Annotated in this window: 18 protein-coding genes and 1 pseudogene; 13 read left to right on the top strand and 6 right to left on the bottom strand. The window is 44.3% G+C overall.

What is annotated here, in order from left to right; translation table 11 throughout:
- Positions 1-78: 78 nt before the first annotated feature.
- The 3 genes and pseudogenes from QUB12_RS00355 to QUB12_RS00345 form a co-directional block, all read right to left on the bottom strand.
- Positions 79-213 carry a hypothetical protein gene (locus QUB12_RS00355; RefSeq protein ID WP_333304865.1) on the bottom strand — a complete coding sequence of 45 codons (135 nt, stop codon included), beginning with the start codon at positions 211-213 and terminating at the stop codon, positions 79-81.
- 26 nt (positions 214-239) lie between these two features.
- Positions 240-569: pseudogene (locus QUB12_RS00350) on the bottom strand (XisI protein).
- Between the two features lie 163 nt (positions 570-732).
- Positions 733-1,968: an RNA-guided endonuclease InsQ/TnpB family protein gene (locus QUB12_RS00345; protein ID WP_445243065.1), complete on the bottom strand. Its 1,236-nt coding sequence runs from the start codon at positions 1,966-1,968 to the stop codon at positions 733-735.
- A gap of 345 nt (positions 1,969-2,313) precedes the next feature.
- On the opposite strand from QUB12_RS00345, the gene QUB12_RS00340 reads away from it, so the two are divergent.
- The 12 genes from QUB12_RS00340 to QUB12_RS00285 all read left to right on the top strand — a co-directional run bounded on the left by QUB12_RS00340 (position 2,314) and on the right by QUB12_RS00285 (position 22,073).
- The gene (locus QUB12_RS00340) at positions 2,314-4,764 is read left to right on the top strand and encodes a hypothetical protein (protein WP_333304863.1); all 2,451 of its coding nucleotides are present in this window, start codon (positions 2,314-2,316) and stop codon (positions 4,762-4,764) included.
- A gap of 253 nt (positions 4,765-5,017) precedes the next feature.
- On the top strand, positions 5,018-5,644 hold the full coding sequence (locus QUB12_RS00335) for a hypothetical protein (protein WP_333304861.1): 627 nt from the start codon (positions 5,018-5,020) through the stop codon (positions 5,642-5,644).
- Positions 5,645-5,709: 65 nt separating this feature from the next.
- Positions 5,710-8,913 carry a hypothetical protein gene (locus QUB12_RS00330; protein WP_333304859.1) on the top strand — a complete coding sequence of 1,068 codons (3,204 nt, stop codon included), beginning with the start codon at positions 5,710-5,712 and terminating at the stop codon, positions 8,911-8,913.
- Between the two features lie 14 nt (positions 8,914-8,927).
- The gene (locus QUB12_RS00325) at positions 8,928-9,914 is read left to right on the top strand and encodes a hypothetical protein (RefSeq protein WP_333304857.1); all 987 of its coding nucleotides are present in this window, start codon (positions 8,928-8,930) and stop codon (positions 9,912-9,914) included.
- 350 nt (positions 9,915-10,264) lie between these two features.
- Positions 10,265-11,350: a hypothetical protein gene (locus tag QUB12_RS00320; protein WP_333304855.1), complete on the top strand. Its 1,086-nt coding sequence runs from the start codon at positions 10,265-10,267 to the stop codon at positions 11,348-11,350.
- 57 nt (positions 11,351-11,407) lie between these two features.
- Complete coding sequence (locus QUB12_RS00315; RefSeq protein WP_333054919.1) at positions 11,408-12,121, top strand: hypothetical protein; 714 nt, start codon at positions 11,408-11,410, stop codon at positions 12,119-12,121.
- A 195-nt stretch (positions 12,122-12,316) separates the two neighbouring features.
- Positions 12,317-14,356, top strand: coding sequence for a hypothetical protein (locus QUB12_RS00310; protein WP_333304853.1), 2,040 nt, complete (start codon positions 12,317-12,319; stop codon positions 14,354-14,356).
- A gap of 106 nt (positions 14,357-14,462) precedes the next feature.
- Positions 14,463-15,212, top strand: a complete 750-nt coding sequence (locus QUB12_RS00305; RefSeq protein ID WP_333304851.1) for a hypothetical protein — start codon at positions 14,463-14,465, stop codon at positions 15,210-15,212.
- A 632-nt stretch (positions 15,213-15,844) separates the two neighbouring features.
- Positions 15,845-18,226 carry an ATP-binding protein gene (locus QUB12_RS00300; protein ID WP_333304849.1) on the top strand — a complete coding sequence of 794 codons (2,382 nt, stop codon included), beginning with the start codon at positions 15,845-15,847 and terminating at the stop codon, positions 18,224-18,226.
- Between the two features lie 833 nt (positions 18,227-19,059).
- Positions 19,060-19,683: a hypothetical protein gene (locus tag QUB12_RS00295; protein ID WP_333304847.1), complete on the top strand. Its 624-nt coding sequence runs from the start codon at positions 19,060-19,062 to the stop codon at positions 19,681-19,683.
- Positions 19,684-19,988: 305 nt separating this feature from the next.
- A complete protein-coding gene (locus QUB12_RS00290) occupies positions 19,989-20,819 on the top strand; it encodes a ParA family protein (protein WP_190655507.1) in 831 nt (276 codons plus the stop codon).
- Between the two features lie 108 nt (positions 20,820-20,927).
- Entirely contained in the window at positions 20,928-22,073 is a 1,146-nt protein-coding gene (locus QUB12_RS00285) for a ParB/RepB/Spo0J family partition protein (RefSeq protein ID WP_190655504.1), read from the top strand.
- Between the two features lie 334 nt (positions 22,074-22,407).
- Here QUB12_RS00285 and QUB12_RS00280 read toward each other — a convergent pair whose 3' ends face one another.
- The 3 genes from QUB12_RS00280 to QUB12_RS00270 form a co-directional block, all read right to left on the bottom strand.
- Positions 22,408-23,097, bottom strand: coding sequence for a hypothetical protein (locus QUB12_RS00280; protein WP_190655503.1), 690 nt, complete (start codon positions 23,095-23,097; stop codon positions 22,408-22,410).
- Positions 23,098-23,262: 165 nt separating this feature from the next.
- Positions 23,263-23,598, bottom strand: a complete 336-nt coding sequence (locus QUB12_RS00275; protein ID WP_015179643.1) for a XisI protein — start codon at positions 23,596-23,598, stop codon at positions 23,263-23,265.
- Positions 23,586-24,032, bottom strand: a complete 447-nt coding sequence (locus tag QUB12_RS00270) for a XisH family protein (RefSeq protein ID WP_015179644.1) — start codon at positions 24,030-24,032, stop codon at positions 23,586-23,588. The genes QUB12_RS00275 and QUB12_RS00270 overlap by 13 nt, the downstream gene beginning before the upstream one ends.
- 292 nt (positions 24,033-24,324) lie before the next feature.
- On the opposite strand from QUB12_RS00270, the gene QUB12_RS00265 reads away from it, so the two are divergent.
- On the top strand, positions 24,325-25,299 hold the full coding sequence (locus tag QUB12_RS00265; RefSeq protein WP_445300645.1) for an IS630 family transposase: 975 nt from the start codon (positions 24,325-24,327) through the stop codon (positions 25,297-25,299).
- Positions 25,300-25,381: the final 82 nt, after the last annotated feature.

The following is a 25,381-nucleotide window of genomic DNA, read 5'->3' as shown; positions in this document are numbered from 1 at the left end:
CCGCGTCAAGCTGGGGTGGGGCGGGTTCACCCATATCTTCCTATCAAATGATGAATCCAGAAAACCCGCCCCTCCACTTTAACCAACGGTAGCGCGCTCGCCTGTTGCTTTGCCTAAAGGGTACAAAATCTTTCTACCTAGCTTAACAGTTCCAGTTAGGGTAAGTACGAAAGAAGCAAGTGCGATCGCCTTCTCTAAAAAATCTGCGCTCACACCCCAACCCCAACCCACAGCAGCTATTAAGCCACTGAAAATTCAGTAAATTGCCGCACATAAGGCGTTCTAAATCCCAAAACAATCTCTGTTTTTGGTACACCTAATTCTACCAATTCGTTAGCAATTCCTGCTTCAGTTCAATCGCGCTGAATCCAAATTTTTCCATCTTTGATATCTACATGAACTACACAACCATAAACCCTCTCTTGGTTTTCCCAACCTAAATGAACTAAAAGATAGCGATCGCTCTCTTTATCGAAAATTAACTCTTTTTCCGTATCTTCAGATAAATGATTGGCTGTATGTCTTTTTAAGACAGTCTGGACTAACTCTGAATAGTTTATTCCTTCCATAAAACAATCTCCTGTTGGCTTGCTCTCCACTCACAATACAGGTCAAATGTAAAGTTTTATTAAATGTGCAAAAAGCCCAGGAATTTTACAAATACATTCAGGATTTACGCAATTGCTCCCTTGCACTCATCACACTATACCGCTCCATGAAACCTACTCAAATCTACCTACGGCAGACTTGATGTTCACTTCCTGCTTCTACCAAGGGAGTCGGCTCCAACTTGTCCACAGGCGTAACTTCAGACCGAGCTGGTCTTACTAATTGAGAACGAGACAAATTGATTGCCGCGTTCAAATCTCGATTAATTAACAAATTGCAGTAGCCACAATCAAACACTCGTTCCTTTAATGGCATCGATTGAACATGACCGCAGTTTGAGCAGGTTTTAGAAGAAGGGAACCATCTATCTACTAACTCAACCTTCGTGCCATACATAGAAGACTTGTATTCTAACTGACGACGAAATTCATAAAAACCACAATCAGAAATAGCCGCCGCTAACTTATGGTTAGCCATCATTCCGCTCACATTCAAATCTTCGATGCGAATGTGAGCATATTTTTGGCTAATATTTGTCGTCGTTTTCTGTAGAAAATCTCGACGAACATTTGCAGTTCTCCCATGAATCTTGGCAACTCTAAGATAGTGCTTATGAGCATTCTTTGATGCTTTCACACCCAACTTTCTGTTGCCCAATTGCTTTTTCCGATTTCTCCACTGTTCTTTACTCAGCTTGGTTTTCGCTTTCTTGAGTGGACGAGGAGACGAGTAAGAATTACCATCAGAAAGAGTAGCAAAGGTTGATACTCCTAAGTCAATTCCCACTGGTAAGGCAACGGGATGAAACATTGGTGGGATTTTGTCGGCTTTGAGCGTAAAGGATACATACCATTTATCCGCCGTGCGCGAGATGGTAAATGTCTGCGCTACGCAAGGGAATGGGATGGATTCTTTGAGCCGAAATGTTCCTAACGTGGGAATCTTAATTGATTTGCTAGCTGCCAATAAAATTGAGTGATTCCAATCAGCAGCATCTACAGTGAATGAATCACCATCTTTTTTCCTTTTAAATTTAGGGAATTTCCCCAATCCTTTGAAGAAACGAGATAAAGCCGAGCTAAAATGCCGAAATGTCATCTTGTAAACCCTAGAAGACAGGGTGTTAGTCCATTGATATTCCGGCATCTTTTTGACATGGTTTGTGAAAACTCTTTCGATTGCTGCTACCTTTTTGCTGCTACCATCTGGGAGACTTTTTACTTCTTGATAAAGACTCAATGCGTAGTTGTAGCAAAATCTGGCATAGCCAGAATGTCGCGCCATCAAGGTGCGTTGCTTGTTATTAAGTTTGAGTTCGAGTTTGATGGCGTACATATTCGGTAAAAGCTTTCGCAGCACTTTCTTTGAGTTCTGTGATTATCTACTTGTTTTTTAACTTACTCATGCGGTTATTTTAGCGCAACTTATGAGTAGATATAGGGAAGTTTGGGTAAATTTTTGTAAACAGTTGCAACCCCCCCAATTGGATCGATCCAATTGAACCAGTAAAAAACACCTGTTGTCAGGAAGCCAGAACTCATAGAAAGAATTTAGGTTTGAAAAAGGAAGGGGAGGGGAGTGGGGAGTGGGGCAGAATGGGAGAATTTGACACTTATTTCCTACGAATGCTTGTCTAACTGTACGGCAAAGCCTTCCCACTCTCCCCCTCTCCCCATTCCCCTTCCCTATCCAAGGAGAAATTCAATGGTTACTTACGCCCACAAAAAAAAGTCAAACCAATACATCACGGCTGAAACAGAACAGGGAGAAAAAATACTAAAGTACCTTAAAAGTCGGTGTGAAAAGGCTTTAAATTACTGCCAAGAACAAGGCCTGACTGCTGTTGAAGATTTTGCCGAAGCGGTCGAAGAGTTGACTGAAGCTGACGGCAAACCAGGTATCAGCGTTAAAGTCACACAAGGTGGCTTCGTCCTCTCCCTCACAGACAGACCTGAATATGGTTCTACCACTGGCAAATACATGATGGAACACCTGGGAGAACCAGATGACAACCGATTCACCGCCGTCGGCATTAAAGCCACCCTCACCCCAGAAAAGAGTAAATCTCAGAGGAAAAATAAGCCTTCAGACTTAGACGAACTACTCTCCGAAATTGAGGAAACTGATTCAGTACCCAAGCAAGCGTCAAAAGCTAGTTCCACTGCTAAGAAAAAACTGGAATTAGACGAATTCGATGAAGATCATGACCTTCTCGATGAAATTAATGGCAGCGAACCAACCATCAAAACTAAAGCTAAATCTCAAACCAAAAACAACAGCGATTGGGAAATAGCGGACAGCCGTCATTCTAAGTCCCAGGCTAAATCTAAAATCACTGAAGTCGAAGTTGACGAAGAATTTGTGGTAGATGACCTTGAGGAAGAGGATAAAAAACGTATACCCAAAACTAAATCTCAGGCTAAGCCTAAAACTAAAAATAAAAATGTAGAAAAATTTGTCACTGCTGAAATTGATGAAGAGGAAGAACTTGCACTCCCGCAACAAGTTAAACCAAAATCCCGCCAAAATGAAGAAGAATTTGCAGGTGAAACTGAATCCCACAACCAATTTCGTAGTAAAAAACTTAATCAAAACCAGTTTGAGACAGTTGATAGCATCGACGACCTACTTGAGGACACCCTAACCAAAAGTCCTACAACACAATCCTTGCCATCCGATGCCAATCCCAGAACCCAACGCCGCAAAAAATCAAACGAATTGGATATTGATAGCCTGCTCAAAACAGGCGCACAAACCAGCGAGAGAATAGCCACTTCAGGAAATGAGATAAACGGTACAACCCTCTCTGGACTGAGTGCTCAAGCTGCATTTCTAGCCACCATTGTAGGCATTGATGCAGCACAAAAAGTTATTGGTGCAGCCAGGGAAGCTGGACAAGAACACCAAGTTACTCAACTCATCAAAAGGCTTAAATCTCAAAGCCAGCGTGCCGATCGGCTAACTGAACGAGCCAATCATTTGCCAGCACTCATTGATGAACAAGAAGCATCTATTGATGAACAAGAATCAGAAAATACACCCCTATCTCCTCTCTCCCAAGAAGAACATCAACTCGAAAATCAAGCCTTATCTCAAACTGAAACTTCTGAGTCAGTTGGAGCAATCTTAGCCAAAGCCGTTAATCATGTGACCCACAAACTTAAAACCATCCCTCAACCGGATGATAAAGGTAGAAAACTTAACCCAATTGAGATTAATCCTCATGCTAGTTTTGAAGAACAACTCAAACAAATTAATCAAGCCCTCGACCGCTTAGAAAAACGACTCGATACCCTAGAAAGCCGCATCGAAACTTTAGAAAAAGCACTTCAACAGCACTCTTTGAGCCAAACACCGCCTGCTGCGGAAGTTATGCCAGAAGAAAATAAGGATGATTTTGCCAAACCTACTAACGGAGGAAAACGCTCGCCTTCCCCAGAAAACGAGAGGACGGACGCAAGAGTACCTGCTTTTGCTCAAGGTCGAAATCCGTTAGCTACAGAAAATTCTACCCCTCAAACCGAGCGACTTCCCTCAACTGATGAAGCACTGATTGCTGAAGCACTGGTGCAAATTTATCATGCTGCTGTTGAAGAAGCTGCTCAATATGAAGGCGATCGCTCTCAAGCTACCCCAGCAGCAGCTAATGGTGGTGTTGACCTGGGAAATACCAAACTTTACGTCTTTCTTGAAGGTGAATTGACTACTGTCACCCTAGAAACCAAAGATGGCTTTGAAGTCTTTGAGGCTACCTCAGATGAGACGAGAAAATGGAACGTTACCGCTGACAAACTGACTCCTAAAGACAAACAAGAAATTTTGAAATTGCCTCACAGCTTAGAAGAGTTCCAACAAGTCAGTAACCAAGAACACCTCGCTCTGCTAGTAGCCGAAAGGGGCAAAGATGCCATCAGTTTAACTGACTCTCAAGGCCACAAATTCGAGTTTGAAGCCGGAGAGGGAATCGTGACTGGCTATACAGAACACGGCGAAGTAATTTATGAAGCCATCCTTCAACCAGACCAGGTAGAGGTACTACAATGCGACATCCCCGGCAACGAACTAGAAAGTTGGTTAGAACGAAGACTTCAGCAAACGCCGACTTCTAACTCCCACCGAGAAACTCACAAAGCCAATCGAGAAGTTCAAATCTAGGGAAGTCTAGGATGCTATTTCAATACGGTTCATTTAAGGCTGACAGCATGAGTGGTGATGCGAACTTGTGAGCCTTAACTGAACCGTAATGGATGCTATTTACCTTCTACTTTATACTTCCTCAACGACAACCCCCTCCCAATGGATCGATCCACTTTAGTTACTCAAAAATACCGACTTTGGTGATGTCAAAGCTTAGTGGCAAAACTTAGAGTAGTAATAAGGAAAATAACTACACTATAGAGAGGTTTGCATGACTATTCGTTCCTCATCCCGCTATTTATTCCCAACGGCAAAAGGCTCACAAAGCCCCGCCTTTCAATTTCTGAAACAACACAAAATCCGCCCAGGCGACTTCCTATTTATCGGGATTTGCCTCGCCTCACTTGTCTATTTTACTATCCATGACCCGCTCTTAATTGCGACTTTAGGCTGCTCCAGCATACTCTTTTTAAGTTTATGGCACATCACTAGAGCTATTCCCCTTGTAGAGCGATATATCGGCTGCAAAATCCGCTTTTGGCACATTGCCACAGCTATTATCACCTCTACTGCACTTTGCTCCGTACTCGAATCCCCAGCCAACGCCATCTTCCTCTCCGGCTTAGAAGAATTTATGAAAGAACTCGCAGAAGGAGCCTCTTCAGCAGGAGGGGAAGCTATTGATGCCGAAGTCATTGAACTGATTTTCAACTTAATTCGCGGAGCCTTCCTTTTATTAGTAGCATCCGCGTCTCTTTTTGCTTACAACCAAGCGCAACAAGGCAATGACTGGCGACCAATTGTCACCCAAGTTGCCTTAGCTTTTGCCATTGTAATTGCCATTGATGTAATAACTTTCCTCTTCGTTGGCAATGGCGGAGGCGGGGGTGGAGCCTAATTATCTAAAGGGGAGGGGTTTTCTCTTCCCCAAACCTCTACCTCAAATCTAAACCCGTTTAAATTATGCTCAAAGATCCCGATAAAGACTTTATTTCCGTCAACCAAATTCTTGGTAAACAAGCCAGCATTGGCATCATTCCAGCAGAACAGCTAATTCCGTGGATGCTAATCACCGTAATTTCCTACATCCTCACCAACGGCTTATTCAGCTTAGGAATGCCTTGTTTTTTCACCACTACTTTCTGGCTAATTGCAAGCTGGTGGCTCCTGACAGGTAACAAACCTCACCTTTTTGTAGACAGGTTTAGACCTCCGCCGGGGAACGAGTGGTACAACGGTAATCTTTTATACCTTTCTCCCCTTCCCCAACACCGACCAAACCCGATTCGCCACCGAATCAGCGATTCACAAGTCCGAGTCAAACTTAAACCCAAACTTGCTCCCAATCAACAAGGAGGTAACAGCCGACTTATGCCCTTCCAAAACTACCAAAACCTCCTGTGTTTAGTCACTATCAAAAAGGATGGTCGAGAAGTTTCTGGTTACTTACTGAATGAAGGCAGTCAATACCAAATTGTATTCGGATTCGAGACGGCTGGCTTTCACAACATCCTCTACCGCCAGGAAGTAAACAACGCAGCTACCGCCTTAGAAGAGGGACTAAAAGACATTGCCCCAGGCGAAAAAATGACCTTTCACACCGGCTGCTACAGCAGCGATTGCGTTCGCCAGCAACAGTTAACTGAATTGGCTGACAACTGTCACCTCAAACCCATTTCTGTACTCGTTCGTAACGAACAGAAACGCATTCAAGAACTCAACTTAGCAGGCACCAGACAACTGTGGAACCAAACTATTTTCTGCACTTGGACATTCAACGCTCAATCTGGCTCCAAATCCAACGACCCTCTGAGTAAATTCATCAATGGAATTATCAACACAGCCAACAGCATTGCTGCACAATTTACAGGCAACCAGCGCATCTACTCTGAACGCTTTTACAAACAACTGCTGCTCGATGCTTTCGAGCAAGGCTACATCCGGTGGGAACTCTTGCTAAACACCAAAATTGGACTGGAAATTCAACCCATGAATGCCCAAGCATTGTGGGGATGGCTGTGGCAAAAATTCAACAGCGCACCCGTACCCCCTATTCCCCAACTTCTCACTTTAAAAGAAACCGCATCTGACTACAAACTAACCGAAACCATCAACAGTCACAAACACGCCTGCACCATTTTAATTGAAGGTATGAGCGGCCGTTCGAGCTGCCCCGAACACAGAAAAGCTAGCTCACGCATTTTGCTTCCCGGCAGAAACGCAGAATGCGGCGTGCTAACAATGGAAGAGGGCCCCGGCGGCTGGCTCAATACCAGAGAGCAACTGCAATGGCTCTGGAAAATTATGAGCAACAGCTACGTCCGCGATACTGAAGCCGTTGTCGAAATTAGCGCCGCTCCCAACTTTATTATTCAAGACAACTTAGCAAGGCAAGCTAAACAATCTAAAACTGCCAAAAAACGCGCTTTAGAAAAAGGTCAAGGTCGCGATGTAGGAGCAGAAGTCAAACAGGAAGAATCCTTTGAAGCCCAGAAAAAAATGTACAAAGGTGCAAGAGCAATTCACGCTGCTGTCACCTTCTTAGTCTACCGACCAACCCCGGAGCAACTAACACACGCTTGCCAAATGCTCTCCCACAGCTTCGGCTCTGCCAAGGTATTAAGAGAGCGCAACATTGCTTGGCAACTGTGGCTAGAAACTTTGCCCATTACTGTAAGCTGGCTGTTGCACAGCAGTTCGCTAATTAACGAACGCCGCCTCACCTTAGACACCGAAACTGTCCCCGGTATTTTGCCCTTAACTGCTGTAAGGGACATGGACTCAAAAGGAGTTGAATTCCTCACCAAAGGCGGCAAACCCGTGTACGTTGACCTCATGCACAACCAAACTAGCCGCGCCGTTATTACAGGTGAATCCGGTTGCGGTAAAAGCGTTGTAGGATGGCGATTTGCGGTCGATGCTTTAGCCGCTAATATCCCAGTAGTCGGTATGGACATCTCAGCAGGAAGCGGCAGCACCTTTGAGACAGCAGTGAAACTGTTAGGCGACGACGGTGCTTACTACGACATCACCTCTGGTAGCTCAAATTTACTCGAAATACCCGATTTGAGGCGTTTTGATAGAGAAGAGCGATCGCGCCGACTAGACCAATGGAAAGAGTTTATCAGAAAAGCGCTGACTATTATCAGCATGGGCAAAGTCCGCGACCCAAAATTAGCGCAGCGAGTCGATGCCATTTTGCTGCTAACTCTGAAAAAATTTCTGGAAGACCCAGACATTATCGAGCGCTACAATACGGCCTTTGAAAAAGGCTGGAAATCGACCGCTTGGCAAGAAATGCCAACCCTCACAAACCTCCTGAAATTCTGCACAAAAGAGCAACTAAACCTACAAAACTTTACCGACTTCGACCGCATTGCCATCAACCAAATTATCACTCAATGCAACGCATTACTAGCCTCACCTTTAGGGAAAGCAATTGGCAGACCGAGTACATTTTCACCCGAACCCGCTGTTAAGTTTTTTGCCCTTAGCGGTCTGGGCAACGAACAAGACCAATACCTGATGGCAATTAACGCCCACGCTGCTTGCATTCGCAACGCACTTTCTCACCCTAAAAGCCTATTTATCGGAGACGAACTTTCGATTTTGTTTAAAAAAGACGGATTTGCTGAAGTAGTAGGCGAACTCTGTGCAGTGGGTAGAAAAAATGGCATTTCAGTGCTCTTGCTATCCCAAGATATCGACAGTATTTGCGATTGTAGTGCGGGAACTATGATTATGCAAAACATGGTGTATCGAATTACCGGAAGATTGACATCAAACGGAGCCACTTCTTGGATCAAAAATTTGGGATATCCGGCTGAAATTATTAGCCAGAATGCCACAGAAGCTTTCCTTCCCAGAGCTGCCGACCTTTATTCCAATTGGCTAATTGAAAAAGGAGGTCGTTTCTGGCAAAGCCGATACTATCCAGGCGAAATGATATTAGCAAGTGTCGCTAACAATCAAGCTGAATTGATGGCTCGCGCACGAGTTATGGCTCAATATCCCAATACGTTAAAAGGGCAACTGCTAGCACTCAAACAATTTGCATCGGAATATGTACAAGCCGTTAAAGAAGGGCGTTCATTAGCCAATATTGGCAAGAATGCAGTCACAGATATCAAGGAACACAAATCTCATCAAGACCTTATTGCTAGCTAGACGGAGAAAAACCGATGAAATCACCGAAATTTCTTGTCAAACTTGCCCTCAGTATTCCTGCAATTTGGCTGAGCTTAATACTGAATTCTGTTGAAGCAAAAGCTCAAACATCTGACAGCAATCCGACTGCTACACAGCTTCCAAGCTTAAGCAATCCTAACAGCAGCACTTTCAACCGCTCCAGCTTCACAGTTCCCAATCAACAAATAGAAAGCCAAATCCAACAATCAGCTAATAACTTCTTGAGCAACCCGAAAGAAATAGGAGGTATAGAAAACACAATTAGCGACATAACAGGCGAAATTTCAGATACCATCTCCACCATCTCCGACAGCATCTCAGGCATCTGGGACAATTTGTTAAATAAAGTCGAAGAATTCAGCAGTGAAATAGAGTCAACCCTCTCTTCATTCCTGGGAGAACTGAAAGTTCCAGACCTAAAAGAAGCAGTTAAAAGCATAATGGACGGCAACACCTCCGAAAGCGAAGGGACAAAACTATCCGCTGCTTTAGAGAAGAAACCGCAAGATTCTTACAGCCTCAAAGAGAATACCGCAGAACTCGCAGAAAGAGAAAGTGCTGTCAGTGAAGCCAATAAAGCCACTCTCAGTAAAGAAGCTCAACAAAAGCAAGCTCAGATGAAAGAAATTGTCCAACAAAACGTAGAGAAAACTAATCGCGAGAGCCAAAATTCAATGGAATTGGGTGCTGATTCAGAAGGTCAAGATGTCACACAGAACATTATGAGAAACATATCTCAACAAAGTGCGATCGCAGCTAAGCAAGCAGCCTTATCAGCAGAAAATCAAAGTGCCTTAGTCATGCAGGGCCAGCAAGCTCAAATCGATCGCAGTTTTGCCAACATTCTCAACGCTCAACAAGCTGAAGAACTCAACGAAATTAACACAGCCCAGAGACGGCAGGATGCGGAGGCTGCTACCGCTTCTTCTACTCAAGCCGGACTGTTTCAAATGCCGGGAGGCATCACCTTGGGTGAATAAGGGGAGGGGGAAGGGGAAGGGGAAGGGGGAGGAAGGATAAACTTTCGCTTTTTTGAGTTGCACCTTCTTCTGTCACTTATCAAATTGTAAATAATCAGCTCCCCAATGTAGAAAATGACGCGATTTTCCCCAAATTTTTCTACCCTTCCCCTTCCCCTTCCCCCTCCCCCTCTCTTCCCCCTTCCTCAACTCCGAAACTACCACTAATTAGTAGCGAGCAAAGCTAATAATAACCTGGTTTTTCCTTCCCCTTCCCCTTCCCCCTCCCCCTCTCTCCCTCTCCTTCCCCTTCCCCTTTCCCCTCCCCTTCTCTTAACCTTCCCCTTCCCCTTCCCCCTCCCCTTCCAAAAATGCTGACACAACTAATTGCCCAAACTAGCACAGCAGGACAAGCCCTGGACACTCTATCTGACGCCATAGAAGTCTCTCAAAAAACCGTCGAGTCGTGGAATTTAGTTTGGTTTAACACCTTCAACACTCAAGAATCCTCTCTCTGGATTGCCTTAGTCAAACTAGGACTAATTCTGGCGGGAATATCTGTTACTTACCTCGCTGTCACCAGTGGCAAAGAAATCATCGAAAAACAGTCTTGGTCAGAGCTAGTAGCCATGTTTATCTGGCCGCTTGTGATTGTAGTATTTCTCAGCAACAACGGTAAAGTCTTAGCTGAAAGCGTCAAATTCATCAAAGCTGTAGGCAGCACTCAAGTTCAAGAAATTATGAAAATTCAAGTCGGAGAAATGACCTTCAGAACTGCCCTGAGCGACGTTAACCTCACCAGTGCTGGCAAAGAAGAGATTGAGAAACTCTACAGCGAATGCCAGGGCAAAGTTGGATCGGGTTTAGTGGAATGCTGGAACAGCAAAAAAGAGCCTGCTCAACAAATTCTCCAGGCAGCGGAACAGCAAAATGGAGGCCCCCTCAAAAGCTTGCAGCGGTTTGTTGAAAACTTAGGCAATGTTGCCAATCTTCAGGATATAGGAAATGGCGATTTTGCAGGGCAAGTTTTTAGGTCTACTGTCTTGCCCATCATTCGCTTAATTCTTAGATCGGTACAGTGGGCATTTGTCAATATTTTAGAAGCAGCATTGTTGCTAACAGCTTTATTCGGGCCTCTGGCAATGGGCTTGTCGCTGCTACCGCTGCAAGGAAAACCCATCTGGGCTTGGTTAATAGGGTTTATGTCGTTATTTGGAGTGCAATTGGGCTACAACATCGTCGTTGGCTTAGTCGCCGTAGTGATTGTCAAATCTGATGCAGAGCTAGTTACAGATATCGCCTTTTTATTCTTTTTAGCTGTGTTTTCTCCCGTTCTAGCCGTGTTAATAGCCAAGGGTGGAGGAACTGCTTTGTATAGTGCGATCACTAATAGCACTAAACAGCTTACAGACCTTGCCAGTAACGCGATTGGTCTTGTTGCCGGAAAACTCCTTTAGGACTGAATTCGTCCACCCAAATTTGTTCAAATTCACCACTACTCAACATTAGAATTTATGAATGTCAAACTTAAGCAATCTCAACCCTTACTTCCCGAATCTAAAAACACCTTAGCCTTGTGTTTTATCCTGCTAACCAGCTTTGTTTTTTTACTAACAATTGCTGTTTTAGTTAACACAGTTAGTTTGAGAGCTTTATCTCAAAAAAAAGTTACATTTGTTCAGCTCAAAGACGGAACGGCAGCCCGAATTGCAGAACAAGATGAATTTTACAGAGAGCCTAAAACTATCCAAACTTTCGTGTCAAGTTGGGTGAATTTAACCTGGGCTTGGTCAGGCAAAATACCCGGCACAAATGACCCCGACCCCGGCATTAAAGTTAAAGGCAGTACCAAAGTTCCTACAACTGCTTGGATGGGTTCATTGATGATGGAGTCAGAGTTTGGAAAAGCTTCCCTTGTCGAACTTGCCCAACTCGTTCCTAACACCATCTATTCAGGAAAAACCCGCTCTGGAGTCTATATCTCTCACATAGGAGAACCCAGAGAAATAAAAAGAGGAGTTTGGGAAATAGATGTAATTGCTACTCGCGTAGTGCTAGAGCAAGGCATTGGAGAAAGCCGAGAACAGTTTAATCGAACCTTCACCATCAAAGCCGTAGAAATTCCCAAGTCCCCTCTCCAAGAAAACGCTAATGAATTAGAGAAAACTATTCACTCTTTGAGAGCAGCCGGATTAGAAATTTCCCGAATTGTTGAATTTAAACCTTAGAGGGGGAAGGGGAAGGAGTACCGCCCCTACAGAAACCGATTTGTTTGTATTTCACTTACCTGACAAGTGCTGTATATGAACTTCAAGCGGTTGTATTTAACAACAAAGAAGTCGTGATTTTCTGCTCTTTCCCACTCACAGAAAAGCCAATCATTTGTTAATTAACCATCGTAATAAGCAACAACAGAGGTAGCCATGAGTAATAGACAAGACTCTTCAAACAATTCTCATCAAACAAAGTTGACAACCGCAGAAATTGAGCCAAATAATTCACTCCCTCTTGATAGCGAAAGTATCCTTAATAACGATAGTAGCAAGATGTCAGAAGACAACTTTTCCCTTTCCCCTATTTCCCCTTCTCCCAATCCTTCCCCTTCTGACGATGACATTGACGAGAACTTCATTGCTAATTTCGACCCCAATGCACCCCTAACACTTGAAACTCAATATCAACTCGCTCAAGATGAGGAAAGACCACTGCCTCCGCCTGTTTCCGAAAGAGGCGTTCCTAGAGCAGTGACAATGCTGCTGTTGACTGGTGGAATACTATTGCTAGGACTGCTGATTTGGCAATTTATCAAGCCTAAATCACCTCGCGAACCTATCGCACAATCAACACCAAAAGAAAGCTCTTCTGGCACCATTAAAGATGAAAAACCGGAGTTGCTGGCTAAATTAGCTTACCAAGACCAACAAAAACTGTTAGCCGAAAAACCGCAAAAAACCGCAAAACCCAAAACAGAACCGTCGCCCAAACCGTCAAGAGCCCCGCGAAATCCGCGAACTCCGCGTCTAGTCGCTACCCGGAGCGCTGCACCGCCACCTACTCCTCTACGCGAACCCCTACCCGCACCCCGAACAGTAGTGCGGACGGTAACAGTACCCGCACCCATACCGCAAAGAACACCCGCGCCCCCACCAGCCCCGGCCCCTATACCCAAACCGTTAGTACCACCACCTTTAATTCCAACTCCAACATCCGAAAAAATCGACCCGTTTGAGCGGTGGAACCAACTCGCCCAACTCGGACAAATTAGGGGAAATTTTGACCCTAACCGAATAGCGAATGCCGTGAGTGCAACACCAAGCACTCCAGCGACAACAAGTGCTACCGCCGCCGCTCTGACAAAGCCAGCTCCAACAACTGAATTCCTAACAGTCAATATCGGCAACCAAAAGTCGCAACCCTCATACGTTTCTTTCGAGCAAATCCCAGAAAAACTATATAGCCACCCAAATAACGCCAGCGGGGAAAGGCTACACCCGGAGTTTCCTTATGGAGGGGACAGCCTCGAAACCACCGACAACTCCCAAAACCCCACTAACCAATTAACTCCGGCTCCCTTTTCCCCCCAAACAAGTTCCGATTCTACTGATAACTCAATCGAGACGGAGGCTCGACTGAGCGCGAGCCGAACGTCCTTGCCCGCCGATACAGAATTTCAAACCCTTTCCCCTGAAGCTGCTCCAGAGGCTTCTGCCTTAACAAACTCCCCAACCCTAGAACAAGTAAACTCCCCAGGGGCAAAAGGCATTCTCAACCGCACGCCCCAAAGTTCCTCAACCTCCCAAACAGCTCAGGTTCCCCTTGGAACCACAGCCAACGGCATAGTTTCGGTTCCCCTGCTGTGGGATGAAGGCTCAGGCAAACAGCTTTACGACAAATTTGCCGTCACTCTCACAGCCGACTTCACGGCAACTGACGGCTCTATTGCTTTTCCTGCCGGCACAGTTGTCATTGCCAAAGCCAACACCGTCAGCAAAACCAATCGCATGGTACAAGCTAGTGCTGTGGCGCTCGTCTACTCAGATAGAAACGGTCAGATTAAACAGCAGCCCATTCCAGAAGGCGCAATTTTGATTGCAGGAGAGGGCTCTGGGCCGCTGATTGCTTCAGGCTACTTCGACCCAGGGAACGATATTGCCGGACAGGATATCCTCACCGCAGTGCTGTCGGGAGTTGGACGAGTCGGTCAAGTATTCGCAGAGCCTAAAGTCAGGAGCTCTAGCAGTATTAGCGGTAGGTTTGGGGGCAGTACAACCACCGTTGAAAGTCGAGACCCCCAAATTTGGTCAGCCGTCCTCGATGGCTTTTTCAGTCCCTTGGCAAAACGGATGGAAAGCCGCTCAGATAGAGCAACTGAAGAACTTTTAAAACGCCCCAATGTAGCTGTGGTTAATAAAGGAACCCCGGTTTCTATTACTGTTAACAGCTTTCTCAACATTTACCGTTGACCGAGGCGTTGGTAAACGGTTAAGTCGCCCCAACGCGACTGCGATTAGTAAAGGAAATCCCCGTTTTTACTGTCAACAATTTTCTCAACATCAACCGATAACTGCCATGACTACTCGCATCCAATCTCCAAGAATGCTTTCCCTCGGAGGGCTTTTGTTCACAGCAGTGTTCGCTGCTGCAAGCTACCCCGACTGTGCTTTTGCTCAATCAAGAGTAACAGGCTATCAAACTGTGGGTCGAGATATTGCCGTCAATAGTGCTCACGATATTTTAGTCTATTCCGGCCGCGCAAGTGCGATCGACTTCAGCTCAACCGACGAAGCTCTCGCCTACGTTTTAATTGCCGACCCCTCAAAAATAGTTTTCAGCACCGACGCACAGTTGGCAAGTGGCAAAGCCAAAACTGTTTTCTTGCGTCCCATTCAAGCGCTCAATTTTCCGGGAGCTACCACAGCTACCATCACCAATATCTCAATCAAAACTGTAGATTCAAAAGGGAAACAGCGACTTTACAACTTCAACATCGTTCCTACCAACAAAGAACCCGAACACTTAGGAATTCGCATCGTTCCCCTAACTCCGAGAATGGAGCCGACTGTGAACGTTGATAGAGGTCGCGCCCCCGCAGCATCAGATGTCGAAAAAGGATTGCTGATTGCCATTCAAAAAGGCTACACAGCAGCCAACGACCCAGTAGTCTACAGCGTGCGACAATTTTTAGCTCTGGTAAGAAATCAAAATCTATCGGCGGCCGATGCTGCTGCACGAGCCGGAGTAGACTTGTCTGTGATTGTCGAGCTAGCCAAAATAGCTTTTGAATCAAACTACCGCTCACACAAACCTACTCATATCTAACCAATGTTAGACAGAGTTAGGTAAGTGCATTCGTTCCGGGGTCAAGCACAGAGCGGGATAAACGGCAATCCCATCAATTTAAAATCTCAAATCTCAAATCTTAAATTGTTCCAATTACCCATTACCCATTACCCATTACCAGTCTAGAGCGGCTTTAAGTACGCAACTTGGGTTAGTTGAGATGCAAATCCTCTCCTCAATACTGCCAAGCGGGAGCCAGTGTCGCTAACCGCTCGCTCTGAGAACTTATGGCTTTTGACTGATTCAGATTCGTTTGAGGCTGCGCTATAAATAGCGATTAGTCAAAAAGCATAACAAAAGCGAGCGGGGATGGTAAGGGAAAATAGCAGAATTCTTCTACTTCCTGCTCAACGCGAAGCTTTGATTATGAGTTGTGAATTGACCTTTCAAATATTTGTTTGTGGAACAATTCGGCAGTAATACTTTCTCGGAAGAACGTTTTTTTCCTCATTCCCCACTCCTTTTTTCAACCAATGTTCAGCCCAAAAAGCTCAGTTCAAAAAAAGTCTGCCCTCCCGCTGCGCGTTGTGCTTACAGTCCCCAACGCTCTTTTGATTTCAATCTTACTAGCTCTAACGGGATGGCTTTCTTTTCAAACAGGGCGGCAGACAATGAATGACTTAGTTGCACAGCTATTGGGAGAAGCAACGAGTCGCATCTGGGACCGCCTTGACAACTACTTAAAAGAAGGGGTTGGGAAAGGAGAAGGGACTTATAAAAAAATGCAAACTGGTTCGGTAAACCAACTTCCCCCAAGTCAAACAGCCGGAGTCACAATCAAATCAAATGGGGAAAGAAATGGGTCAGACTCTCCAAAAACAATATTCCGTCAACAAAAAACAAATTCTGCTTTTCCCACCCCAACCTCAACATTCAACTTGCGCGATTTCCACATCAGCCCTAACTGTCAAGTCTTTATCTTAGACCGAGAGGGACGCTCTGTTGCTTGGAACGAGGTAACTGAACCAAAACCGTCTATTTCTGTTGACGGACTGCAGCGAGAAAGCACCCAAGCTCTACAACAAAAAGTAATCCAGCTTTCAACAGAGTATTTGCTTAAACATTATGGCAGCCTCGCTGCTATTAACAGCAGCCAAAATCTTAACTTTACTGCCAGCAACTCACTATACTTGCTACAAGTCAGACCTTTTAAAAACCCGAAAGGCTTAAATTGGCTGATTGTGGCAGTTGTACCCGAAACCGACTTCACCCAAAAAGTTCAGGCCAACACCCGCAACACTATTTTGCTCGTGCTACTGGCTTTGGTTCTTTCTATCTGCCTTTTGCTGTCCATTTCCCTAAGAATAGAACAGCGGCTGCTGCGGTTAATTTCGGCAACAGAGGCGATAGCTGGTGGCGACTTCGACTCAACAGTTTTAGGTAGCGGTATTGCCGAACTCGAAGCCCTAGCCTGTGCTTTCGAGCGCATGAATTGCCAGTTAAAAGCATCTCGCCAGCGGTTAGAAGAATATTCTGGCGATTTAAAGCGGCAAGTTGCACAGAAAACTATTGAACTAAAACAAGCTAAAATTGCAGCCGAAAGTGCCAATCGCGCTAAAAGTACCTTTCTGGCCAATATGAGCCACGAATTGAGAACGCCTCTGAATGCGATTATCGGCTTTGCCCACCTCCTTGTGAACTCTAAAAAAACTGCACCGGAACAGCAGTCGAGTTTAGATATTATCAATCGCAGTGGCGAGCATTTGTTGAAACTAATCAACGATATTTTGTCGCTGTCCAAAATTGAAGCAGGTCAAATCACCCTCGAAGAAACTGCTGTTGACTTGTACAGTTTGCTCTCGGACATAGAACGGATGTTCCAACTCAAAGCTCAGTCGTCGGGATTGCAACTTGTTTTTGAACTCCGGAAAGATGTACCGCAATACGTCCGAACTGATGAAAGCAAGCTGCGCCAAGTTTTGATTAATCTGTTGGGTAATGCTGTTAAATTTACTGAGGCCGGTAGGGTGAAGCTGACTGTAAAATGCCTTCAGTCTATGGCTAAAAAACCTTTACCCAAATTCTTTCTCCAATTCTCTGTGAAGGATACAGGCCCAGGCATTGCGCCTGATGAGGTTAGCCGTTTGTTTAAGCCGTTCGTACAAGCTTCTGCTGGCAGAAAATCGCAAACGGGAACGGGTTTGGGATTGCCAATCAGTAACTCTTTTGTGAAGCTGATGGGTGGCGAGATTAAGGTCAAAAGTTCTGTGGGGAAAGGTACGGTTTTTAGTTTTTACATTAAAGTCAGTCATGCAACTAAGAGCGAAGTTTATGACAGATTGCCGCAAAAACGAGTGAAGGGGTTGGCACCTAACCAACAAATATATCGCATTCTGGTAGCGGATGATGAGTCGGCAAATCGGTTGCTGCTAACTCGGATATTGAAGTCGGCTGGCTTTCTTGTGTGGTTCGCGGATAACGGAACCCTGGCTGTTAAATTGTGGCGAAAGTACAAGCCGCATTTAATTTGGATGGATTTGAGGATGCCTGTTCTAGACGGCTTTCAAGCTGCTCAAAAAATTCGAGCACGGCCGAACGGTTCTAACACTAAGATTATTGCTTTGAGCGCTAATGCTTTTGTTAAAACCCAGGAACTCGCCATGTCGAACGGCTTCGATGACTTTGTTGCCAAACCGTTCCGAGAAACAGTAATTTTTGAGAAGATGGCGCTTCATTTGGGAGTTCGCTATATCTATGAAGAGGAGTCGTCTAGGAAGTCCGAACAGGATGAGCCTGTTGTGCAACTGACTTCTAAGTCGCTGTCTGTGTTGCCGAGGGAGTTGATTGAGAAGCTTTACAAAGCAGCCGCTTGTGGAGATGAGCAAGCGGTAAGGCTGTTGATTGAGCGAATTCCCCTGTCGCAGAAGCAAATTGCTCTGGCTCTGACTAAATTAGTTGACAATATGAGCTTAGATATTATCAGCGATTTGACTCAGAATTGCATTTCGGCCGATTGTACTATCGCAAAATCCCAAGACTGCGATCAAAGTTAACTCGGTTTTTAGATTCGTACCTCATATATCAATATATGAAGTTCAACCTTAGTCTATCGCCACATCCCAAGACTATTCTCAAAGTTAACTCGGTTTTGAGAATCGTACCTCAGATATCGATATATGACGTTCACCGAGTGCATTTCGGTAGATTAGGCGAGCTCACCATCCCAAGATTGCGATCAAAGTTAACTCTGTGTTTACAACCCGTACCTCCGATATCGATATATGACGTTCGGCAGATTGTACGATCACCAAATCCCAAGACTGCGATCAAAATCAACTCTGCGGTGAGAGTCTGTACCTCAGATATCGATATATGACGTTCGGCAGATTGTACGATCACCAAATCCCAAGACTGCGATCAAAGTTAACTCGGTTTTTAGAGTTCGTACCTCAGATATTGATATGTGACGTTCGGTAGATCGCAAAGCATTAGGACGATTTTGTTCAGAGCAGCACGATTTGACAGAGCAATGCCGAGCAGAGGTACAGCCGATAATCTGCTAACAACTCACGCTCACTTGATTGTTTACTCCATGCTATCGGCTGTACCTGTCTGTACGTAACGACAGATGCGGGTTCGATCCGCAGTAGCAAGTCAGCGGATTTGGTCTGGGTGGAATGTGGCAGCGGGTCGAGCAGATTAGCGCTCAGTTGGAGATTCAGAGCGAGCTGGGATCGGGAACACAGGTTATTATTGGTCATATCTGTTGGGAACATCCGTTCGTAAAAACCTACCAAAATCGGGACAAAGCTATGAATAGCTTCCTGGCTTAACGAACGCGATCTAAATATAAAATTAGAGCGACGGAGTGAAAGGTGCAACTATTATGTCTTATAGCGAATTTTCCCTAGATGATATTAAGCATAAACTCGGCTTAACAATTAGAGAAGTATCTGAAGTCTTTACGGCTGTAGAACCGATCGCACCCAGTCAGCTTTTAAAGGAAACCTTAGCCGAAAATATTCCCTTAGCCTTGGGAATTGACACGGAAAAAGCGCGATCGGAGATGATAGTCGCTCCGGTATTGATTGAACTCCGCAGGCGGTGCGATCGTCAAATCAGCCTCTTTTCCGGTACGGAATTTAATATTGATCGAGTCAAAGGACTGAATGGCATTTGTGACTTTATGATTAGTCATTCACCAGAACAATTATCTTTAAATGCTCCCGTGTTTACACTTGTCGAAGCCAAGAATGACAATATCAAATCGGGAATTGCCCCGTGCATTGCAGAAATGTTGGCAGCCCAGATTTTTAATATTCAAAAAGATAACAGCATTTCCTGTGTTTATGGTGCAGTGACAACAGGCAGTATCTGGAGGTTCATGAAACTAGAAGATAGGACGGTTTATATTGAAACAACAGAGCATTTTATTGAAAACATTCAACTAATTCTAGGTATTTTAATGCAAATTGTTCAGTTGACTCGCCCAACCCTTCCGTGCCTTTGAAGTTCCCTAGTACATTGTACGATCGCACCGTCCCAAGACTGCGATCGAAGTTAACTCGGCGGTTAGATCCCATACCTCAGATATCGATATATGACGTTCCGTGTTTCAGTCTAGCGATCGAACTTAAATTCTTTTCAACAATCTTCCCCGTACTAAACTTGACGATAATCTACTCGTCAGACTAAATATTAACTTGCTGTTTCACCGTGGGGCCCAACGGTGGTTTACCGCGATGCTCTCATATATCGATATCTGATGCCGACTCTCGATATATGATACTTAAATCATCTACTTAATTCAAAACCATGCAAATTCGACTAGCAGTCATCAGCAATGCTGGTGGCACTGGCAAAACCACACTTTCAGTTCACCTCGCCTACGAACTGGGGTTAAGGGGTTTGAAAGTAGCCATTATGGATCTCGACCCCCAAGGCTCCCTGACCCTTTTTTGCGGTCTAAATCCGCCAGAGCCAGAACACACACTGTCCGCCATAATGCGAGAAAGCTTCAATGGCTCTTGGCCTCTTACTCCTAGCTGGAGTTCCCACACCAATAATATAACCGTTTGTCAAGGCGGAATGACGCTGACGCAAACAGCAGACGAGTTAGTTCTGCACAAGCGTGGCGCTTATCTTCTGGGCGATTGCCTGAGTGACTATCCAATGGATCACGACCTAATTATCTTCGACTGCCCCGCTACCCTCGGCCCCTTGCCCTTGATGGCACTAACTGCTTGCACTCATATAATAGTGCCCGTACAGCTCGAACCAAAATCAATTCAAGGAGCAGCTCACCTGCTGGAGTGGTACTACCACCATTGCAAACAATTACGCCTCAAGCCGCAACCAGAAATCTTAGGGTTTGTACCCAACCAATACGATACGAAACGAGCCGTCCACCGACAACTTTTAGAGTCATTGCCAGCCCAGCTAGAGCAGATGAATATCCGCGTTTTTCCACCTATTCGGGACAGTGCAGAATTTGTCAATGCCAGCGGTCAAGGGTTGCCATTACACCTTTATCGCCCGCTTCACCCAGCTTTAGGCGACTTCAAAGAAATTGTTAAACAGTTAGCTACTTTAATGGGAAATGGAGTTGCTCCGGCTATTGCCAAAAAAGGAAAAAAAAAGAAATAGTGTTTGATTCACAGTCACAACTTGCGCCGGCGAAAACGAATCCTTCGTTTTTGGCTTATAGGCATGAACTGACTTCTTCCAATCCCCAATTTAAAATCTAAAATCGCTATGGCCACCCGTAAAGCTCCCGACTTGGGAAATTATTTTTCATCCGCCAAGCAGTCAATGCACCTCTCTGAAGCTGAATCCGAGATTCAGGAACTCAAAGCAGAAATTGAAGAACTGCGAAAATCGGGTTCAACGGAATTGGAATCTCAATTGACTGCACTGCGAGAACAACTAGAATCCGCCAGCGGTATCCTCTCCATTTCACTAGACCAAATTCAGCCTAATCCTGAACAACCCAGACAGACTTTTTTGCCAGAAAGTATCGAGTCCATGTCCCGTTCCCTCGCTAGTGACGGACAACTGCAACCCATTATCTTGATTCAACGGGGGGATTTGGTGATATTCGATGGAGAGCGGCGCTGGCGCAGCGCTAAAAATCTGGGCTGGGAAACTTTACAAGCTGTGATCGTTCCAGAACCCGCGGCTTTGCACCGCAAAGCACTGCTGACTTCCCTGCACCGGGAAGATCTCAATCCCCTCGATAAAGCAGAAGCTATTGTGCGGGAGTTGTCTGAAAATACGGGTTTGGAAGCTGCAACTATCCCCCGCATTCTCTCGACAGTGGTGCGACGCTTGAACGCGCAAAAACGGATGAACTTGGTTTCCGAGTTGGTGACGGTGGCACCTGACGAGCAGCAACAGGGTTTGGCCGCTGTGGGTTTGGATGAACAAGAGTTGGCCGTTTTGCGGACACTGTTGGATTTGCAGCTCAATCCCGCTTCTATCGATGCCAACATTTTCCCGATGCTGTCTTTGGCTGATGACCTTAAGACTGCTATCAGGCAATTAGGACTTAAAGGGGTTCATGCAATGGCTCTTTCTAAACTCTCTGCTAAAAATTTAGTCTTGCCAGAGGAAGAAGCGCAGCCGATTAGAGTTCAAGCAACCGATCGAGTTATTGCCGAGAAATTGTCGGTGACTCAAACTCGTAAATTGGTGCAAGAAATTATCAATTCTAATCTGGATGATTTCCCAGGGGCAGCCCGCCAATTCAAGCAGGTTAAGTTGGCAGCCGGGAATTTGAAAAAGCTCTCACCTCAAGTGTTGGAGCAAGCTGAGGTTGACCAACTTGTGGAGTTGCAGGAGGTTTTGCGCCAAAAGCTGGCGGAAATTGAGGCGGTTTTAAAGCAAAATACTGAGAAATAACGGCAAAGTTTCGATCGGTCTGCTTGCTAAAATCGATCGAGTGGAAACACTCGCCGTTTTCATCGCTCCGTATGCCTCTAATCTTGGCAAACCAGGGTACGAAAAAACCGCTGAGATACGAGCGGGAAGGGGGTTGGTTGATGATTTCTGCGGCGTGGGCTTCGTCGTCGGGGATGGGGCCGATCAGGTCGAGTTGTAAGGCGTCGATTAGGTCTTGGCGGACTTGGGCGGGGGTTGTTGGGGTTGCATTGATATTCATTATATGCCTTTACCTTTAATTAGATTGTTTAATAATTAGTCCAAACTTTAATCCCTAAATGATTCCTTACTTGTATCAAAGGAATCTTTTTTTTTGAGTCATAGCTTGCACAGATGTATGAAGGTTTCCTAATTGAATCTTTGTTTTTTTGCCAATAAAACGCTGACCTGTAGTAATCACTGTATAAGGTTTGACTGTCAGCACTTGAGTGCTGGTGTTATACGAATTCGGCTTCATCAATTCTTCATAAGTAGTGACAAGATTAACTGTTCGCAGGTATCCAGGGTCTTCCAACGACAGTTTTTCTCCTTCTTTTTTGATATTTTTATAAGCTTTTTCTAAGTTAGAAAATAAAATTAGAGCTATCCCCATAGATTGTGGATTCACTGTACCAGGAATCGCTACCCATTCGAGACTTCCCAGAATTTCCCCTTGATCCTCTTTTAGGTGAGTAAATATCCAAGGCATATCTACCAAATTAATTGTTTCGCTTTGGGTAATCACTCCAATTTCATTAATTACGACAGGATTATAGCTTTTATTTATAACTTTAAGCAAAAAATAATTTATTAAAGGCTGTTGTATTGCTGGCAAGCTATCACGCTCACGTTCAACTGTAACTATTATTTTGATTCTATCTTTATTCAAGTCATAAATAAATCTAATTACAGTAATTAATATAAGTAAAGTAGTAGTAAACGCAGTATATTCTTGAAATTGAATCGGTGTTAAAGATGATAGCCACGATTTTAAAATATCAAACATTATGTAATTCCTCTGCGCTCAATGCTTCGGCAAGAGCTAGATTGGTAAAGTCATATAGCTAGGGCTAGCTAGTAGGGTGCGTCAGTTGTAAATCCTTGGCTAACAGCGATAATTTTCTCCCTGATGCACACTACTTGTATTGTGCTTAGCACGACCGGCATTGTTTTATGCGGCAACAAGGACTTGATCGGGTGACAGAAAAGCTAAGATGATATCGTTTTGAGGAATGCCTTCCTCAATTAAATCTTGGGTAATGCCGCATTCCATACCGTCATATTCAATGTAGATTTTACCAGCTTCCAACGTGATATAAATGAGGTTTCCTCTGATTCGCCGCCCCCGATCCCAACCAACTTGCATCAAGGCGTAGCGATCGTGAGTTTCGTCAAACACGGGATCAAGTCGGATCTCTCCGTGAGAAGGCTTTAATTGGGCATATTTCCCGATTACCTGTTTGACAATTTCTCGGTATGTGGTTGCATTATCCGTTAAGTTATCCATTGTTGAACCTCTATTTTTTCTAAATCGATTACTACCAAATTTAAGGGTATTTCTGTAATGGCGAGTTCGCCAATAGGTTCGCTGAAAATGCCGTTATAGGCCAGAGTGGGAACGGCTAAATAAATTATCCGTTCTGGGTCAACTTGGCCTAGCAATAACCGATAGAGTATATATTGACCAAGAGCTTGTTCCAGATCGGCAATAGGTGACACTCCTCGAAATTCTTTAATTTCAATGGCGATGCGGGTATTTTCTCGCTTTGCGCCAATAAAACGCCCTTCTATTTTGTTGTTGACTTCGGACGCTGCCGCTGCCAAGTCTACAAAGAGAAATCGCTCTCCGTAAGAAATTACATAGGGGTCGTTAGTGATTTCCCAACCATCTTTTATCAGCGCTTCTTTAACGATATTATGGATTGTATCTCTTGCCGGCATTCTTTCCTCAAATTGTCTCGGTTCGCTTTTGCTGAGTAGATGTAATTATTCGTAAATTTTGTTTGGCGAATATGCCATTTTTTATTAACGACTTGACAAAGCAGGAGATAATGTGTTACGGCAAGCGCCCCAAGCTGAACAAAACTCCTATTTGTGTGATAATTGCAATTTTATCATAGATGAGATTTGCATAAGTAGTTAGACAGAATTAATTACACAAATACATAGTAGAATGATATTCCAGGCAAAATTATGAGTTAATTAGAATTTCATATGTTTATCAGGGAAATAAATCCTCTTTCGTCTAAATTGCTCGACTCGAATTTATCGCCAAAGCCGACATCATCAGGTACGTCAGAGAGCACATTGCCTCATATTAGCTTCGCAAGGAGTAAAAAAAGGAGAGTTAATGAATATTTTTAAAATAAGTTATAAGACCCTCTATAACTGGTTCAATCGGTGGGAATTAGAGGGAATGATAGGACTTTATAATAAACCAGGAAGAGGTTCTAAGCCACTATTTAACTCTTCGCAGAAAGCCCAAATTAAAGAATGGGCTAAACAAGAGCCAAGGCAATTAAAAAATGTTAGCCAAAAAGTTCAAGAGACCTGGGGCATAACTCCCAGTACAAAAACAATTCAAAGAATACTAAAAACTCTAAACATGAGTTGGCAACTCCTTCGTAAAGGAGTTGCCGGAACGCCTCCAGCCCAGGAATATCAAGAGAAAAAGGCGCAATTAGAAGAATTAAAGCAATTGGATGATCAGGGAAAAATTGATTTATATTACTTGGATGAAACGGGATGTTGTTTGATTCCTTGTGTCCCCTATGGCTGGCCGGATATCGGAGAATATTTAACAATTCCTAGTCGTAGTCAGCGAATGAATGTACTAGGAATCATGAATCGAAATAACCATCTTGAAACTTATATTTCATCTCAAAGTATTAATTGCGATGTGGTTATTGCCTGTATTGATGCTTTTTTCCCCACAGTAGATAAGCCAACGGTGATTGTCACAGATCAAGCTTCTATTCATACCAGTGATGCTATTGTTGACAAAATAGAAGAGTGGAAACAACGTAATATTACTCTTTTTGAGTTGCCTTCTTACTCACCTGAATTAAATTTAATTGAAATTTTATGGCTGTTTATTAAGTATGAATGGATTGAAATATCTGCTTACAAGAGTTGGGGAACTTTTGTTACATCTGTGGAAAAAATCCTGAAAGAATTTGGAGAAAACTATGTAATTAATTTTCTCTAGCTACTTAGTGGATATTTTTAATCGAATTCCTAACACTCGTATCTCACCGATTGCAGCCGAGTTTGCCCAAAAAATTCTTGAA

It is taken from the genome of Microcoleus sp. B7-D4 (assembly GCF_036705125.1).
Lineage (GTDB): Bacteria > Cyanobacteriota > Cyanobacteriia > Cyanobacteriales > Microcoleaceae > Microcoleus.
The sequence above is the reverse complement of the archived record's forward strand: the minus strand, read 5'-3'. Positions and strand labels throughout refer to the sequence as shown.

Bases quoted from the DNA above. Each gene is read 5' to 3' on its own strand.
- QUB12_RS00340 (WP_333304863.1), top strand. From the start codon at position 2,314: ATGGTTACTTACGCCCACAAAAAAAAGTCAAACCAATACATCACGGCT.
- QUB12_RS00335 (WP_333304861.1), top strand. From the start codon at position 5,018: ATGACTATTCGTTCCTCATCCCGCTATTTATTCCCAACGGCAAAAGGC.
- QUB12_RS00330 (WP_333304859.1), top strand. From the start codon at position 5,710: ATGCTCAAAGATCCCGATAAAGACTTTATTTCCGTCAACCAAATTCTT.
- QUB12_RS00325 (WP_333304857.1), top strand. From the start codon at position 8,928: ATGAAATCACCGAAATTTCTTGTCAAACTTGCCCTCAGTATTCCTGCA.
- QUB12_RS00320 (WP_333304855.1), top strand. From the start codon at position 10,265: ATGCTGACACAACTAATTGCCCAAACTAGCACAGCAGGACAAGCCCTG.
- QUB12_RS00315 (WP_333054919.1), top strand. From the start codon at position 11,408: ATGAATGTCAAACTTAAGCAATCTCAACCCTTACTTCCCGAATCTAAA.
- QUB12_RS00310 (WP_333304853.1), top strand. From the start codon at position 12,317: ATGAGTAATAGACAAGACTCTTCAAACAATTCTCATCAAACAAAGTTG.
- QUB12_RS00305 (WP_333304851.1), top strand. From the start codon at position 14,463: ATGACTACTCGCATCCAATCTCCAAGAATGCTTTCCCTCGGAGGGCTT.
- QUB12_RS00300 (WP_333304849.1), top strand. From the start codon at position 15,845: ATGAATGACTTAGTTGCACAGCTATTGGGAGAAGCAACGAGTCGCATC.
- QUB12_RS00295 (WP_333304847.1), top strand. From the start codon at position 19,060: ATGTCTTATAGCGAATTTTCCCTAGATGATATTAAGCATAAACTCGGC.
- QUB12_RS00290 (WP_190655507.1), top strand. From the start codon at position 19,989: ATGCAAATTCGACTAGCAGTCATCAGCAATGCTGGTGGCACTGGCAAA.
- QUB12_RS00285 (WP_190655504.1), top strand. From the start codon at position 20,928: ATGGCCACCCGTAAAGCTCCCGACTTGGGAAATTATTTTTCATCCGCC.
- QUB12_RS00280 (WP_190655503.1), bottom strand. From the start codon at position 23,097: ATGTTTGATATTTTAAAATCGTGGCTATCATCTTTAACACCGATTCAA.
- QUB12_RS00275 (WP_015179643.1), bottom strand. From the start codon at position 23,598: ATGGATAACTTAACGGATAATGCAACCACATACCGAGAAATTGTCAAA.
- QUB12_RS00270 (WP_015179644.1), bottom strand. From the start codon at position 24,032: ATGCCGGCAAGAGATACAATCCATAATATCGTTAAAGAAGCGCTGATA.